Annotated in this window: 12 protein-coding genes; 6 read left to right on the top strand and 6 right to left on the bottom strand. The window is 62.1% G+C overall.

What is annotated here, in order from left to right; translation table 11 throughout:
- Positions 1-23: 23 nt before the first annotated feature.
- The 3 genes from ptsH to cysZ all read right to left on the bottom strand — a co-directional run bounded on the left by ptsH (position 24) and on the right by cysZ (position 2,593).
- Positions 24-281, bottom strand: coding sequence for a phosphocarrier protein Hpr (gene ptsH / locus D7I37_RS00185; protein ID WP_004936458.1), 258 nt, complete (start codon positions 279-281; stop codon positions 24-26).
- A gap of 398 nt (positions 282-679) precedes the next feature.
- Positions 680-1,648 carry a cysteine synthase A gene (cysK, locus tag D7I37_RS00180; protein ID WP_061799342.1) on the bottom strand — a complete coding sequence of 323 codons (969 nt, stop codon included), beginning with the start codon at positions 1,646-1,648 and terminating at the stop codon, positions 680-682.
- A 183-nt stretch (positions 1,649-1,831) separates the two neighbouring features.
- Positions 1,832-2,593: a sulfate transporter CysZ gene (cysZ, locus tag D7I37_RS00175; RefSeq protein ID WP_061799341.1), complete on the bottom strand. Its 762-nt coding sequence runs from the start codon at positions 2,591-2,593 to the stop codon at positions 1,832-1,834.
- A gap of 221 nt (positions 2,594-2,814) precedes the next feature.
- Between cysZ and zipA the strand changes: the two genes are divergently transcribed.
- From zipA to D7I37_RS00160, 3 genes are all read left to right on the top strand, one after another.
- Positions 2,815-3,822: a cell division protein ZipA gene (gene zipA, locus D7I37_RS00170; protein ID WP_061799338.1), complete on the top strand. Its 1,008-nt coding sequence runs from the start codon at positions 2,815-2,817 to the stop codon at positions 3,820-3,822.
- 78 nt (positions 3,823-3,900) lie between these two features.
- Positions 3,901-5,922 carry an NAD-dependent DNA ligase LigA gene (gene ligA / locus D7I37_RS00165; RefSeq protein ID WP_061799337.1) on the top strand — a complete coding sequence of 674 codons (2,022 nt, stop codon included), beginning with the start codon at positions 3,901-3,903 and terminating at the stop codon, positions 5,920-5,922.
- Positions 5,922-6,137 carry a DUF3820 family protein gene (locus D7I37_RS00160; RefSeq protein ID WP_061799336.1) on the top strand — a complete coding sequence of 72 codons (216 nt, stop codon included), beginning with the start codon at positions 5,922-5,924 and terminating at the stop codon, positions 6,135-6,137. The genes ligA and D7I37_RS00160 overlap by 1 nt, the downstream gene beginning before the upstream one ends.
- Before the next feature lie 26 nt (positions 6,138-6,163).
- Here the strand turns inward: D7I37_RS00160 and D7I37_RS00155 are convergent, their stop codons facing one another.
- Complete coding sequence (locus tag D7I37_RS00155; protein WP_129543127.1) at positions 6,164-7,156, bottom strand: bile acid:sodium symporter family protein; 993 nt, start codon at positions 7,154-7,156, stop codon at positions 6,164-6,166.
- Between the two features lie 97 nt (positions 7,157-7,253).
- On the opposite strand from D7I37_RS00155, the gene D7I37_RS00150 reads away from it, so the two are divergent.
- A complete protein-coding gene (locus tag D7I37_RS00150) occupies positions 7,254-8,174 on the top strand; it encodes a LysR family transcriptional regulator (RefSeq protein WP_061799331.1) in 921 nt (306 codons plus the stop codon).
- A 94-nt stretch (positions 8,175-8,268) separates the two neighbouring features.
- On the opposite strand, the gene D7I37_RS00145 is transcribed toward D7I37_RS00150, so the two are convergent.
- Positions 8,269-8,817, bottom strand: a complete 549-nt coding sequence (locus D7I37_RS00145; RefSeq protein ID WP_129543126.1) for a nucleotidyltransferase family protein — start codon at positions 8,815-8,817, stop codon at positions 8,269-8,271.
- A gap of 198 nt (positions 8,818-9,015) precedes the next feature.
- Between D7I37_RS00145 and D7I37_RS00140 the strand changes: the two genes are divergently transcribed.
- Both D7I37_RS00140 and eutC read left to right on the top strand, forming a co-directional pair.
- Positions 9,016-10,401, top strand: coding sequence for an ethanolamine ammonia-lyase subunit EutB (locus D7I37_RS00140; RefSeq protein WP_061799327.1), 1,386 nt, complete (start codon positions 9,016-9,018; stop codon positions 10,399-10,401).
- On the top strand, positions 10,398-11,189 hold the full coding sequence (gene eutC, locus D7I37_RS00135) for an ethanolamine ammonia-lyase subunit EutC (RefSeq protein ID WP_061799325.1): 792 nt from the start codon (positions 10,398-10,400) through the stop codon (positions 11,187-11,189). Before D7I37_RS00140 ends, eutC begins: the two co-directional genes overlap by 4 nt.
- Here the strand turns inward: eutC and D7I37_RS00130 are convergent.
- A complete protein-coding gene (locus D7I37_RS00130; RefSeq protein WP_061799324.1) occupies positions 11,168-12,070 on the bottom strand; it encodes a LysR family transcriptional regulator in 903 nt (300 codons plus the stop codon). The two genes, eutC and D7I37_RS00130, sit on opposite strands and share 22 nt — an antisense overlap.
- Between the last annotated feature and the right edge of the window lie 88 nt (positions 12,071-12,158).

The following is a 12,158-nucleotide window of genomic DNA, read 5'->3' as shown; positions in this document are numbered from 1 at the left end:
TGTTAACTAAAAAGACGGGCCGATTACTCAAGCTCTGCCATCAGTTTTACCAAGTGCTCAACGGCTTTCTGCTCGTCTTCACCTTCAGCAGAGATGGTCACTACGGTCCCTTGAGTCAGCCCCAGAGTTTGCAGTTTGAACAGGCTTTTGGCGCTGGCGCTTTTGCCGTTGGAAGTCACGGTGATGTCAGACGTGAAGCCTTTGGCTTCTTTGACGAACTGAGCGGCAGGGCGAGTGTGCAGACCATTCGGAGCGGTAATAGTAACTTCTTGCTGGAACATTGATGTTTCCCCAACTTATTGGATTAATGTTGTGGAGCTAAAGTTTAGCCCACGAGCATCACTTTAGCTTGTCTGGTTAGCGCCTGACTATGGTACAGGGGCGAGCGTTGATGCAACAGAAAACGACGAATTAGGCACTTCAGATCAAAAAAATCTGGCTTCTGACGTCGTTTCAATCAGCTCCCCATTATGCCCGGTTTAACGCCTGCGCGACAAACGAGTAAATCGATTCAGCCTAAACCAGAACGGAGGGTGATTAATTTTGCGCATCGAAATAATGCACCGTTAAATACTAAAGCCCGCGGGCAAAATCAATCTTCGACTGCTATAAACTTTGATCCAGCCCACAAAAAAGCACCCCGGAAGGTGCTTTTTTAGCGTTTTGTGCACTGTTGGCATTACTGCTGCAATTCTTGCTCGGTGAACAGATCGGCGAACAGGGCGGTGCTCAGATAGCGCTCGCCGGAAGACGGCAGGATCACCACGATGGTCTTGTCGGCAAAGTCGGCTTCTTCGGTCAGTTTCACCGCCGCCGCCACCGCCGCGCCGGAGGAAATGCCGGCCAGAATGCCTTCTTCATCCATCAGGCGGCGCGCCATGCTGATGGCTTCGTCGTTGGTGATCTGCTCGACGCGATCCACCAGGTCCAAATCCAGGTTGCCGGGAATAAAACCGGCGCCGATGCCCTGGATTTTGTGCGGGCCGGGCTTCAGCTCTTCGCCGGCCAGCGCCTGGGTGATCACCGGAGAATCGGTCGGCTCGACCGCCACGGTAGTGATGGCTTTGCCTTTGGTGTGCTTGATGTAGCGGCTGACGCCGGTCAGGGTGCCGCCGGTGCCTACGCCGGAGATAAATACGTCGACCGCGCCGTCGGTGTCTTCCCAGATTTCCGGGCCGGTGGTTTTTTCATGGATCGCCGGGTTGGCCGGGTTGCTGAACTGCTGCAGGATGATGTAGCGGTTCGGGTCGGTGGCGACGATTTCTTCCGCCTTGGCGATGGCGCCCTTCATGCCTTTCGCGCCCTCGGTCAGCACCAGGTTGGCGCCCAGCGCCTTGAGCAGCTTGCGGCGCTCGATGCTCATGGTTTCCGGCATGGTCAGCGTCAGCTTGTAGCCGCGCGCCGCGGCCACGAAGGCCAGCGCGATGCCGGTGTTGCCGCTGGTCGGTTCCACCAGCTCTTTACCGGCGGTCAGGATGCCGCGTTGTTCCGCATCCCAGATCATATTGGCACCGATGCGGCATTTGACGCTGAAGCTCGGGTTGCGCGATTCAACCTTGGCCAGAATGCGTCCGTTGCCGATACGGTTCAGACGAACCAGCGGCGTATGGCCGATCGTTAATGAGTTGTCTTCATATATCTTGCTCATAGCCCGTCCTTTAACTCTATGAAAATGTGGGGAACATCGAAAGCATACGCTAACAGTACCGGCAGGGAAGTAAAGAATTGGTATATCTATATGTTATTAGGAAATAAGTTTTAAGCACAATGATAAGGGCGCAAAATGCGCGCCCTGTAGAAGAATCAATCGGAGTTTGCCGCCAAAAACGGCTCAGGAACGGACGAATTGCGGGCGGTAACGGTCCACCCACATGGCGGTGGCGCCGCAAACCGCCACCGGCAGGATCACCAGATTGAGGATCGGGATCATGGTGAACAGGCTGACCAGCGCGCCGAACTGCAGGTTGTCGGTTTTGTGCCGGCGCAGCGCGCGGCGCATGTCGGCGAAGCTGACCTTATGGTTGTCGAACGGGTAATCGCAATATTGAATCGCCAGCATCCAGGCGCTGAACAGGAACCACAGCACCGGCGCCACCGTCTGGCCGATGCCCGGTATGAAGTACAGGATCAATAGCAGCAGCGCGCGCGGCAGGTAATACGCCAGCTTGCGCCATTCGCGCGCCATGATGCGCGGCAAGTCTTTCACGATGCCGAAGATGCCGGTGTCCGGCAGCGGCTTGCCGGTCAGGCTGCCCTCCAGCTGTTCCGCCAGCAGCCCGCAGAACGGCGCGGCGATCAGGTTGGTGATGGTGCTGAACAGATAGCTGAACACCAGCAGCACCGACACGACCGCCAGCGGCCACAGCAGGTAGCTCAGCCATTGCAGCCAATGGGGGACGTGGCTCATCATCGCCGGGATCCAGTCGCCGAGCTGGCTGAACAGCCACCAAAAGGCGGAGCCCATCAGCAGCACGTTGACCAGCAACGGCAAGACCACATAGCGTTTAATCCCCGGGCGCGAAATCAGGCGCCAGCCTTCGGCGAAATAGTGAAAGCCGCTGGTGGATTTTGAAGGGGGCTGCGTATAGGACATATCTTAAGTTATCTCGTTGTCTGAACAGGCATCATTATCATATAGGGATGATTTTCTACTGGCTAGGGTAGGGTTGGCTGAAAAAACAGCAAAAAAAGGCAGTATAATCATCTTTATTGGCATAAAGTTCAGCACGGACTTGCACTTGTGTGCGCGGGCAAATAGAGTTAAAGAGTGAATGTTTGCCGCGGTGGCAATGTATTGGAACAACAGAGATAGCAATGATGCAGGATTTGCGTCTGATATTAATCGTTGTTGGCGCGATCGCCATAATAGCGTTGTTATTGCACGGTCTTTGGACCAGTCGTAAAGAACGCTCATCGCTTTTCCGCGATCGCCCAGCCAAACGTTCCAAAAAGGAACGTGAACAAACCCCGATCGACGATCTCGATGAAGGCGTGGGGGAGGTGCGTGTACGCGCCGCTCACCCGCAGGACGAGCCGACGTTTGGTCATCTTGATGCCGCACGCGAAGAACCCGTGGTTGCGCCCAAGCCCGCTCCGGCGGCTGAGCCTGCGCCACGTGCCGTTCAGCCGGCTGCTCATCAGACTCCGCCTCCGCTTTCGCAGCGGCCGGATTATGACGACATCCTGCTGGACAACTACGCGCAGGACGAAGACGACGAGCCGCAGCAACAGCCTGCGCCGCGCCGCGAGCCGCGCGTTGACGATCTGCCGCCTCCGGCGCCGCATGCCGCAGAACCGGCGTTCCACGCCGAACCTGCGCATCAGCCGCAGCCGGAAGTGAAACCGACGTCGGCCGCGCCCGAAGCGCAACCGGCTCCGGCGGCGCCGATTCCGGCCAAGCTGAAAGAAACCGTACTGGTGCTGCACGTCGCGGCCCATCAGGGCGGCGTGATCGGCGGCGAAGTATTGCTGCAGAGCGTGCTGCAGGCGGGCTTCCAGTTCGGCGAAATGGGCATTTTCCATCGCCATATCAGCCCGGCCGGCAGCGGCCCGGTGCTGTTCAGCCTGGCGAACATGGTCAAGCCGGGATCTTTCGATCCTGACATGATGTCCGATTTCTCCACGCCGGGCGTGTCGATGTTCATGATGGTGCCGTCTTACGGCGACGCCAATCAGAACTTCAAGCTGATGCTGCAGTCGGCGCAGCGCATCGCCGACGACGTGGGCGGCGTGGTGCTCGACGACGAACGCCGCATGATGACGCCGCAGAAGCTGGAAACCTACAAAGCGCGCATCCGTGAAGTGTTGGACAACAACGCCTGATCGGCTGCCACGCGCACTGAACGTCTATAATCCTAAAGCCCCCGCTAGTCGGGGGTTTTTTATCTTCGATGGTGAGCCATGGAATCGATAATCCAAAAAATCAATCAACTACGAGCCTCATTGCGCCATCACGAATACCAGTATCACGTGCTCGACGCGCCGGAAGTGCCGGATGCGGAATACGACCGCCTGATGCGCGAACTGCGCGAGCTGGAAAACGCCCATCCGGCGCTGATCACCGCCGATTCGCCGACCCAGCGGGTGGGCGCGGCGCCGCTGGCGGCCTTTGATCAGGTGCGCCATGAGGTACCGATGCTGTCGCTGGACAACGTGTTCGATGAAGAAAGCTTCCTGGCGTTCTACAAGCGCGTGCAGGATCGGCTGAAAAGCAGCGAGCCGCTGACTTTCTGCTGCGAGCTGAAGCTGGACGGCCTGGCGGTCAGCCTGTTGTACGAAGACGGCGAACTGGTGCGCGCGGCTACCCGCGGCGACGGCACCACCGGCGAGAATATTACCTCCAACGTGCGCACCATCCGCGCCATCCCGCTGCGGCTGAGCGGCGACAACATTCCGCGTCGGCTGGAAGTGCGCGGCGAAGTGTTCATGCCGCAGGCCGGCTTTGAGCAGATGAACGAAGAGGCGCGGCGCAAGGACGGCAAGATTTTCGCCAACCCGCGCAACGCCGCCGCCGGCTCGCTGCGCCAGCTCGATCCGCGCATCACCGCCAAGCGCCCGCTGACCTTCTTCTGCTACGGCGTCGGCCTGCTGGAAGGCGGCGAGCTGCCGCGCAGCCACTTCGCGCGGCTGATGCAGTTCCGGGCCTGGGGATTGCCGGTCAGCGATCGCGCGCAATGCTGCACCGGCAGCGATGAGGTGCTGGCGTTTTACCGCCAGGTGGAGCAGGACCGTGCGCAGCTCGGTTTCGACATCGACGGCGTGGTGGTGAAAATCGACGATATCGATCTGCAGGAAACCCTCGGTTTCGTGGCGCGCGCGCCGCGCTGGGCGACGGCATTCAAATTCCCGGCGCAGGAACAGATTACGCTGGTGCGCGAAGTCGAATTTCAGGTGGGGCGCACCGGCGCCATCACCCCGGTGGCGCGGCTGGAGCCGGTGTTGGTGGCCGGCGTCACCGTCAGCAACGCCACCTTGCACAACGCCGATGAGATTGAACGCCTGGGCCTGCGCATTGGCGATACGGTGATCGTGCGCCGCGCCGGCGACGTGATCCCGCAGGTGGTGGGGGTGCTGGAAGACCGCCGCCCGCAGGACGCGCGCGAAGTGGTGTTCCCGCAGCACTGCCCGGTGTGCGGCTCCGACGTCGAACGGGTGGAGGGCGAAGCGGTGGCGCGCTGCACCGGCGGGCTGATCTGCGCCGCGCAGCGTAAAGAAGCGCTGAAGCATTTCGTTTCCCGCCGGGCGCTGGACGTCGAAGGCATGGGCGACAAAATCATCGAACAGCTGGTGGAAAAAGAATACGTCAAGAACCCGGCCGATCTGTTCCGCCTGTCCGCCGGCATTCTGACCGGGCTGGATCGCATGGGGCCGAAATCGGCGCAGAATCTGGTCAACGCGCTGGAGAAATCCAAGCAGACCACCTTCGCGCGTTTCCTGTATGCGCTGGGCATTCGCGAGGTCGGCGAATCGACCGCCGCCAACCTGGCTGCGCACTTCGGCTCGCTGGAGAAGCTGTTCGCCGCCGATATCGAGGCGCTGAAAGAAGTGCCGGACGTCGGTGAAGTGGTGGCGAAGCACACGCGTCATTTCCTCGACGAAGCGCTTAATCAAAAGGTTATCGATGAGCTGGTGGGCGCCGAAATCGGCATCAGCTGGCCGGCGCCGGTGGCGGTGGCGGCGGAAGAGATCGACAGCCCGTTCGCCGGCAAAACCGTGGTGCTGACCGGTTCGCTCAGCCAGCTGTCGCGCGACGAAGCCAAGGATCGCCTGACGGCGCTGGGCGCCAAGGTCAGCGGCAGCGTGTCGAAGAAGACCGATCTGGTGATCGCCGGCGAAGCGGCCGGTTCCAAATTGGCTAAGGCGCAGGAGCTGGGCATCGAAGTGATCGACGAAGCGGAAATGATCCGCCTGTTGGGGGCCTGATGGAAAAGGAAAACCTGCTGGAAATCGCCAACACCCCGATGCCGTTCGGCAAGTATCAGGGGCGGGTGCTGATCGACCTGCCCGAGGAGTACCTGCTGTGGTTCGCCCGCAAGGGCGAATTCCCCCAGGGCAAGCTCGGCATGCTGATGGAAATGACGCTGGCGATTAAAATCGAAGGGCTTGACCACCTGGTCAAGCCGCTGAAAAAGAGCTGAATGGACGGGCGCCAGCCCGTCTTTTTTTACCCGCGTGAAGCCTGCGCGTTCAACGCCGCCTGCTTATCCTGCTGTTTGCGCTGGTACCTTTTGGCCAGCACCGCACAGGTCATCAGCTGCACCTGATGGAACACCATCAGCGGCAGCACCATAATGCCCACCGTCGCCGCCGGGAACAGGATGTTGGCCATCGGAATGCCGTTGGCCAGGCTTTTCTTCGAACCGCAGAACACGATGGTGATCTCATCCGCCTTGCTGAAACCCAGCCAGCGCGCCATGTAGGTGTTCACCAACAGCACGAGGGTCAGCAGCAGGATGCTGCCGCCGACGATGAAAGCCAGCGAGCCGATGCCCACCTGGTGCCAGATGCCGTGCGTCACCGCCTCGCTGAAGGCCGAATAGACCACCAGCAGAATGGAGGTCTGATCGGTTTTGCCGATAAGCTTGCGGTTGCGCTCGATCCATTTGCCGATCAGCGGCCGCGACAGGTGGCCGGCGACAAACGGCACCAGCAGCTGCAGCACGATGGAGCCCACCTGCTGCAGGCTGCCGGTTTCGCCGTGCACGTTCATCAGCAGGCCGACCAGCAGCGGCGACACGAAGATCCCCAACAGGCTGGAAGCGGAGGCGCTGCACACCGCCGCCGCCACGTTGCCGCCCGCCAGCGAAGTGAAGGCGATGGCGGATTGCACGGTGGCGGGCAGGATGCACAGATAGATAAAGCCGGAATACAGCTCGGGGCTGACGTCGATCGGCGACCACCATTTAAACAGCACCCCCAACGCCGGGAAGATGATGAAGGTGCTGAACATCACCCACAGATGCAGCCGCCAGTTGTTGCTGCCGGCCAAAATGGCCTCGCGCGACAGTTTGGCGCCGTGCATGAAGAACAGCAGGGCGATGGCGGCGATGGTCAGGGTATTCAGCCAGCCGACAAACTCGCCGCGCGCCGGCAGGAACGAAGCCAGCAGCACGGTGGCGATCAGCGTTAAGGTAAAGCGGTCGGGCAGAAATCTCATGGCGGCGTACTCGCAGCAGAAAATCGATAGGCGTATTCTCCCGCGGCGGGATATAATAATTAAATTGATTTATTTAATTAATTTATGAAAAAAACACATGAATTATTCACTCAAGCAGCTAAAGGTCTTCGTCGCCATCGCCCGGCACGGCAGTTTCAGCCGCGCCGGCGAAGCGATAGGCCTGACTCAGTCGGCGGTCAGCCACAGCGTGAAGGAACTGGAAGCGGAGGTCGGCGTGCGCCTGCTGGACCGCACCACCCGCGAAGTGGTGCTGACCGACGCCGGCCGGCGGCTGGCCAACCGGGTCGAACGGCTGCTGGACGAGCTGCAGGCGTCGTTGCTGGATGCGCGCAGCTTCGGCGTGCAGCGCAGCGGCACGGTGCGGGTGGCGTCGAGCCAGACCATCTCCGCGCACCTGATGCCGCAGTGCATCGCCGCCGGCGAGCGGCAGTATCCGGAGATCCGCATCATGCTGCGCGATCAGGCGCAGCAGCAGGTGCTGCACAGCATCCGCAACGCCGAGGTGGATTTCGGCATCGTGGTCGATCCGGTGCAGGCGGTGGATCTGGATTGCGAGCCGGTGTTGCACGAACCTTTCCTGCTGCTGTGTCGTAACGATCATCCGTTCGCCGCGCAGCCTGAGGTGCATTGGTCGGCGCTGAACGGCTGCCGCCTGGTGCTGCAGGATTACGCCTCCGGCAGCCGGCCGCTGATCGACAGCGCGCTGCGTCAGCAGGGCGTCGAGGCGCCGGTGGTGCAGGAAATCGGCCACCCGGCGACGTTGTTCCCGATGGTGGCGGCGGGCATCGGCATCAGCATTTTCCCGGCGCTGGCGTTGCCGCTGCCGGAAGGCGGGCAGCTGAAGGTGCGGCGGCTGGTGCCGGAAATCAATCGCGCGCTGATGCTGGTGCGGCGCAAGAACCGCTCGCTGACGCCGGCGGCGGAGGCCATCTGGCAGGTGGTGCGCCAGCAGGCGGCGCTGCTGCAGCAGCAGCGCCAACAACAGGCGGATTACTGAGTCAGATATAGACATCCACGGCGTTGAGCGCGGTCGGGCGATTGACGCTCTCCCTGAGCCCTGACATCGCTGCTCGGGGTATCGGCAGCGGCGGCTAAAACTTTACCTGCCGCAGGCGCGGCCAACGCGCGAACCAGCCTTTTTCGGCCACCCGCCGTTGATAGGCGCTCAGATCGCCGTTTTTGGCGTTGAAGGTGATGCTGTCATTGAACAGCGCATCGAGGCCGAAGGGCGCCACCAGCGTGAGACTGTCGTCGGCGTTCAGCCGCACGCCGATCGCCGTTTCCACCTCGGTCCAGAAGCTGATGGCGTCCTCGCTGTCGCGGTACGGCGCCCGGCCGCCGCGCAGGTGCATGCGCGCCTGATTCTTCACCGACCAGGGCTGCGGCAGCCACTGCTGCAGGCGCGCTTCCAGCATGCGATCGCGTTCGGCCTCCGGCCGCTGCGGGTCGAAATGAATCACGTCGATATCGTTGAGCGGCGTGGCGTCGGCATAGCCGTGCCGCCGATCCCACACCAGATTGCGCACGAACCCGGCGCCCAGACACCAGTCGTTCAGGCCGAGCCGGCGCGCGGTGCGCAATGCGATCATTCTTTGGTTATCTTGCTGTAACCACAGGATAATTTGTTGTTGCCTATCCATTATCTCTCCTTTGCTGCGGCTACTGTACTCCGCCGCGCCCGCCGGCGGAAGCGCATGCATGATTTCAGTGCAGCCCGGCTGGCGCTGCCCTTGGGTTAACGGGCTGATTTTATGCGGAAAACAAAAAACGCCGCCGACTGACTACACTTGGTACAGGGTTTGCGACATAACACCCTCAACCAGGCAACAGGGGACGCTATGTATCAGGCAACGCTTGGCCGACGCGGCTACCGTTTTAGCGACTTGCGCCAACTGATGGCCAAGGCTTCGCCGGCGCGTTCCGGCGACTATCTGGCGGAAGTGGCGGCGGAAAGCGCCGAAGAGCGGATGGCGGCGCGCATCGCGCTGGCGGATCTGCCGCTGAAGGTTTTTCTGCAGCAGCCGCTGGTACCTTACGAGCAGGATGAGGTGACGCGTCTGATCGTCGACGGCCATGACGCCGCGGCCTTTGAACCGATTTCCCACCTGACGGTCGGCGACTTCCGCGACTGGCTGCTGAGCGAGCAGGCGGACAGCGCCATGCTGGCGCAGGTGGCCGCCGGCATTACCCCGGAGATGGCGGCGGCGGTGAGTAAAATCATGCGCAATCAGGACCTGATCCTGGTGGCGAAGAAGTGCCGGGTGGTGACGCGCTTTCGCAACACCCTCGGCCTGCCGGGCCACCTCAGCGTCAGGCTGCAGCCCAATCACCCGACCGACAGCCTGCAGGGCATCGCCGCCAGCATGCTCGACGGGCTGCTGTACGGCAGCGGCGACGCGGTGGTCGGCATCAATCCCGCCAGCGACAGCCTGCCGCTGCTGGAAAAACTCAACTACATGCTGGACGAGGTGATCCAGCGCTTCGCCATTCCCACCCAGTCCTGCGTGCTGACCCACGTCACCAACACGCTGCGAATGATTGAACGCGGCGCGCCGGTGGATCTGGTGTTTCAGTCGATCGCCGGCACCGAGGCGGCCAACCGCGGCTTCGGCATCAGCCTGGCGTTGCTGGCCGAGGCGCAGCAGGCGGCGCTGAGCCTCAACCGCGGCACGCTCGGTAATAACGTCATGTATTTCGAAACCGGGCAGGGCAGCTGCCTGTCGGCCAATGCGCATCACGGCGTCGATCAGCAAACCTGCGAAGCGCGCGCCTATGCGGTGGCGCGCCATTTCTCTCCGCTGCTGATCAACACCGTGGTGGGGTTTATCGGCCCGGAATACCTGTATGACGGCAAACAGATCATTCGCGCCGGGCTGGAAGATCACTTCTGCGGCAAGCTGCTCGGCCTGCCGTTGGGCTGCGACGTGTGCTATACCAACCACGCCGAGGCCGATCAGGACGACATGGATACCCTGCTGACGCTGCTGGGCACCGCCGGCCTGACCTTCCTGATCGGCGTGCCGGGGGCGGACGACATCATGCTCAATTACCAGAGCACCTCGTTCCACGACGCGCTCTACATTCGCGAGCTGCTGGGGCTGAAACATGCGCCGGAGTTCGCCGTGTGGCTGGCGAAAATGAACATCATCGACGATCGCGGGCGGCTGCGCGACACCGCCGCCAATCATCCGCTGTTGCTGGCGCTGCAGGGAGAAAGGCCATGAAAAAACCGGTACACCTCAACGGCTGGGACGCGCTGCGCGCCTTTACCGACGCGCGCATCGCCCTGGGGCGCACCGGCGCCAGCCTGCCGACCGACGCGCTGCTGCGTTTCGGGCTGGCGCATGCGCAGGCGCGCGACGCCGTTCATCAGCCTTTCGACAGCGATCGCCTGGCGCAGGCGTTGCAGGACGACGGCTGGTCAACGTTGACCGTGCACAGCCAGGCGGAAGATCGCGCCGCCTACCTGCGCCGGCCGGATCGGGGGCGCCGGCTGGCGCCGGACAGCCGCAAACTGTTGCTCGGCCTGCCGCAGCAGGGGGCCGACCTGCTGCTGGTGGTGGCGGACGGCCTGTCTTCCACGGCGGTGCATCGCCAGGCGCTGCCGCTGCTGCGGGCGCTGCGGCCTTATCTTGACGCGTTGGGCGTTTCCTTGGCGCCGCTGGTGCTGGCGCATCAGTCGCGGGTGGCGCTGGGGGACGACATTGGCGAGTGCCTGCGGGCAAAGGCGGTGGCTATCCTGATTGGCGAGCGGCCGGGCCTGTCGTCACCCGACAGCCTGGGCATTTACCTGACCTGGGGGCCGAATACCCAAAGAAGGGAGTCCGAACGCAATTGCATCTCCAACGTGCGCCCGGAAGGGCTGGGCTATCCGCAGGCGGCGTTCAAGCTGGCATGGTTGCTGGAGCAGGCCTTGCAGCGGCGGCTGACCGGCATTGAATTGAAGGACGAAAGCGACAACCCGGCGCTGTATGGGCGGGTGACGCCGCTTCACTCCCAGCTGGGCGGCTGACCGATGCCCTGCTGCAGCAGGGTGATGAAGGCCGCCAGCCGGGCGGAGACTTTCGCTACCGGCCGCAGCAGGTAGATGCCCTGTTGTTCGTCGCGCGGGTCTTCGAGCAGCCGCAGCAGCCGCCCGTTTTGAATGTCCGGCCCCACCACCCAGTTAGGCAGAAAAGCGATGCCCACGCCGAGCAGCGCCGCCTGGCGTTGGGCGGTAAAGTCGTCGCAGCGCAGCACCATGCTGCAGCGGCTCATCAGCGGTACGCTGAGGATCTGCGCCCAGCAGGCCGGCTGCTGTTTGTGGTAGCGGGCGATCAGCCGGTGATGCGGCAGGGCCTCCAGACTGGCCGGCCGGCCATAGCGGGCGACATAACCGGGGCTGGCGCACATCGCCCAGCGTTGGGTGGCGATGCGGCTGGCGTACAGCCCGCTGTCTTTCTGTTCGCCGATGCGGATGGCGGCGTCCAGCAGTTCCTGGGTCGGATCGGTGTGGCGTTCGGTCAGATCCAGATCGACAAACAGCCGCGGGCAGCGTTCGGTCAGCGTCGGCAGCAGCGGCAGAATATAGGTTTTGCCGAAGGTCGGCAGGCAGCTGATGCGCAGCGTGCCCTGCGGCGTATCGCCCAGCGCGCTCAGCTCGGCGTGGATGCCGGTAATATTCGCCAGCAGCGACGCGGCGCGCGTCAGCAGCAGTTCGCCGGCGTCGGTCAGCATCAGGCCGCGGGTGGAGCGGATAAACAGCCTGGCGCCAAGCGCGGCCTCCAGCGCGTCGATATGGCGCACCAGAGAAGAGGGCACCATGCCCAGTTTGCGCGCGGCGGCGGAGAAGCTGCCCAATCGGGCCACGTCGAGAAAAATCGGCAGATGTTCAACATAACGGGCATCATTCATTTTTGCATTATATGCAAAAGCGTTTCTTATGAATACCCGCTTCTCAGTTATCTGCCGCGAGGCTACTCTTCTCCTGTGCTTACGGACG

Source organism: Serratia sp. 1D1416 (assembly GCF_003641105.1).
In the GTDB taxonomy this organism is placed as follows: Bacteria; Pseudomonadota; Gammaproteobacteria; order Enterobacterales; family Enterobacteriaceae; genus Serratia; species Serratia ficaria.
The sequence above is the reverse complement of the archived record's forward strand: the minus strand, read 5'-3'. Positions and strand labels throughout refer to the sequence as shown.

Coding starts and splice junctions, on each gene's coding strand:
- ptsH (WP_004936458.1), bottom strand. CDS start 281: ATGTTCCAGCAAGAAGTTACTATTACCGCTCCGAATGGTCTGCACACT.
- cysK (WP_061799342.1), bottom strand. CDS start 1,648: ATGAGCAAGATATATGAAGACAACTCATTAACGATCGGCCATACGCCG.
- cysZ (WP_061799341.1), bottom strand. CDS start 2,593: ATGTCCTATACGCAGCCCCCTTCAAAATCCACCAGCGGCTTTCACTAT.
- zipA (WP_061799338.1), top strand. CDS start 2,815: ATGATGCAGGATTTGCGTCTGATATTAATCGTTGTTGGCGCGATCGCC.
- ligA (WP_061799337.1), top strand. CDS start 3,901: ATGGAATCGATAATCCAAAAAATCAATCAACTACGAGCCTCATTGCGC.
- D7I37_RS00160 (WP_061799336.1), top strand. CDS start 5,922: ATGGAAAAGGAAAACCTGCTGGAAATCGCCAACACCCCGATGCCGTTC.
- D7I37_RS00155 (WP_129543127.1), bottom strand. CDS start 7,156: ATGAGATTTCTGCCCGACCGCTTTACCTTAACGCTGATCGCCACCGTG.
- D7I37_RS00150 (WP_061799331.1), top strand. CDS start 7,254: ATGAATTATTCACTCAAGCAGCTAAAGGTCTTCGTCGCCATCGCCCGG.
- D7I37_RS00145 (WP_129543126.1), bottom strand. CDS start 8,817: ATGGATAGGCAACAACAAATTATCCTGTGGTTACAGCAAGATAACCAA.
- D7I37_RS00140 (WP_061799327.1), top strand. CDS start 9,016: ATGTATCAGGCAACGCTTGGCCGACGCGGCTACCGTTTTAGCGACTTG.
- eutC (WP_061799325.1), top strand. CDS start 10,398: ATGAAAAAACCGGTACACCTCAACGGCTGGGACGCGCTGCGCGCCTTT.
- D7I37_RS00130 (WP_061799324.1), bottom strand. CDS start 12,070: ATGAATGATGCCCGTTATGTTGAACATCTGCCGATTTTTCTCGACGTG.